The 1,923-nt window shown below is 66.7% G+C and carries 2 protein-coding genes, 1 tRNA gene, 1 pseudogene and 1 riboswitch; of the genes and pseudogenes, 2 read left to right on the top strand and 2 right to left on the bottom strand.

Annotation, left to right across the window (positions count from 1 at the left end; translation table 11 throughout):
- Window positions 1-65: 65 nt before the first annotated feature.
- Together ABDV69_RS11435 and ABDV69_RS11440 are read left to right on the top strand one after the other, a co-directional pair.
- Complete coding sequence (locus ABDV69_RS11435; protein WP_343574310.1) at window positions 66-524, top strand: nucleoside deaminase; 459 nt, start codon at window positions 66-68, stop codon at window positions 522-524.
- 29 nt (window positions 525-553) lie between these two features.
- Window positions 554-644, top strand: a tRNA-Ser gene (locus ABDV69_RS11440).
- 41 nt (window positions 645-685) lie between these two features.
- Here ABDV69_RS11440 and ABDV69_RS11445 read toward each other — a convergent pair.
- Both ABDV69_RS11445 and ABDV69_RS11450 read right to left on the bottom strand, forming a co-directional pair.
- The gene (locus ABDV69_RS11445; RefSeq protein WP_343574299.1) at window positions 686-1,204 is read right to left on the bottom strand and encodes a GNAT family N-acetyltransferase; all 519 of its coding nucleotides are present in this window, start codon (window positions 1,202-1,204) and stop codon (window positions 686-688) included.
- A pseudogene (locus ABDV69_RS11450) lies at window positions 1,201-1,545 on the bottom strand (DUF1778 domain-containing protein); the annotation flags it as partial. The gene ABDV69_RS11445 and the pseudogene ABDV69_RS11450, both read right to left, overlap by 4 nt.
- Before the next feature lie 251 nt (window positions 1,546-1,796).
- Window positions 1,797-1,908: riboswitch (SAM riboswitch) on the bottom strand.
- Window positions 1,909-1,923 lie beyond the last annotated feature (15 nt).

Genomic DNA, 1,923 nt, shown 5'->3' on the forward strand with positions numbered 1-1,923 from the left:
CTGGGTCGGTGATCGCAAGCGCGGCGGAGCCGGGCGCAGCGGGTCGCCGCCATCAGCCTGAGTCGGTGAGTTTCGACGAAGATCTGATCCGCGCCGCGCTGGCGGTTGCCGCGACGGCGGATCCCCGGGACGTCCCGGTCGGAGCCGTCGTCGTCGCGTCCGACGGCACCGAGCTGGCCCGCGCGGTCAACGCGCGCGAGGCGCTGGGCGATCCGACCGCGCATGCCGAGATCCTGGCCATCCGGGCAGCCGCCCGGGTGCTCGGCGACGGCTGGCGGCTGGCGGGTGCGACGCTGGCCGTCACGCTGGAGCCGTGCACGATGTGCGCCGGGGCGTTGGTGATGGCGCGGGTCGGCCGGGTGGTGTTCGGCGCGTGGGAGCCCAAGACCGGTGCGGTGGGTTCGCTGTGGGATGTGGTGCGCGATCGGCGGCTCAACCATCGGCCGCAGGTGCGGGGTGGGGTGCTGGCGCAAGAGTGCGCCGGGGTGCTGGAGACTTTCTTCGCCAACCAGCGATTGGGCTAGCGACGCGGACGTTGGGTAAGCTCTCCGGCGGTGGCGTGTCCGAGCGGCCTAAGGAGCACGCCTCGAAAGCGTGTGACGGGTAACCCCCGTCCGAGGGTTCAAATCCCTCCGCCACCGCCATAGCTACGCCGCCGGGCCGCGGGCGGCTTCGGTCATGGCGATCACAGGCCGATGAGCGCGCGGGCGTCTTTCATGGACAGCATCAGGTGCAGCGGATCGGTGGGTGACGGCTCGAACTCGAAGTGCGCGTAGAACCTTTGGGCTTCCTCATGTAGCGCGTGGACGAGTATTGCCCGGACCCCGACCTGTTCGGCCACCCCGATGCTGCGTGTAATCGCGTCGCGGAGCAGGTGGCTGCCTAGCCCGCGGCCTTGCTCTTTGCGGTCAACGGCCAGCCGGGACAGCAGGATGACCGGAATTGGCTCGGGCATGTTGCGGCGGATCGCCCCCGGTGCCGATCCGCGGTCGACACCTCCTGAGGTGAGGGCGTAGAAGCCGGCGACGTGACCTTCCCGGCAAGCCACGAAACAGCGCGATGCTCCTTCGACGTGGTTGGACAGCGCCCGCTTATGCAGGTATTCATCGAGGCTGGGTTCGCCGCTGTCGAAGCTGAAGAAGTCATCTGCCCCGCTGATTGGTCGCGGGGTGCTGTAGTAGTAGTAGCCGGGGGTAGAACTCACTGGCCGTCGTCACCGCGGAAGACAGTCGGCTCGGAGAACAGCTTTTCGAGCCGGGGTTTGTGTGTAACTGGGCGATCGAGCAGCGCGTTGAACTGGGTCCAAGCGGCGTCATCGATGATGAACAGGCGCCGATCAGCAAGCACGTCGCGGGCGTGGGCCAGTGCCGCGGTCACGGTGAAGTTGGTGAGATCGGTGCCTTCGATTTCTGCGGCGCGACGAATCAGCGCGTCCTGTTCGGGGGTCAGGCGCGCTGCCAGACGCTCAGTCTTCCTGTCACGGGGGTTGCGTGACTGTGCTTTTTCCATGTACTCAATTGTGTGCCCAATAGGCGTACAGGTCAACGTACCGTGCGTTAGGTTGCGCGTGGGGCGAGGATCAGTCTGCGCCACTGGCCGGGTTTGGTGCTCGTCGTGCCGTTGTCGACCAAACCTCGACGCGCTGGCCGATCTGCCACTGGTGCAGACACCTGCTATTTGGGTTCGCCTGTAGACCCGCCATAAGCGAGCACTGCGACCGAACTGGCGGGGCCGCTGGCACTGAGACGCAGGTCGCCCGGCTCGTTCAGGTCCGCGACACTACGCAGCACGCCGACCGTTTGATCTTGCCGGCACCGGTCGGTGCTGGCCGCTTCTTCATCCGATCCACCCACGAGCGTGGGGTTGGCGCGCCATCCAGTCGGAGCTTGTCGACGGCGTCTCGTGAAGCTGACTTCATCGTAT

Origin of the sequence: Mycobacterium sp. (assembly GCF_039583785.1) — a bacterium.
Classification (GTDB): Bacteria; Actinomycetota; Actinomycetes; order Mycobacteriales; family Mycobacteriaceae; genus Mycobacterium.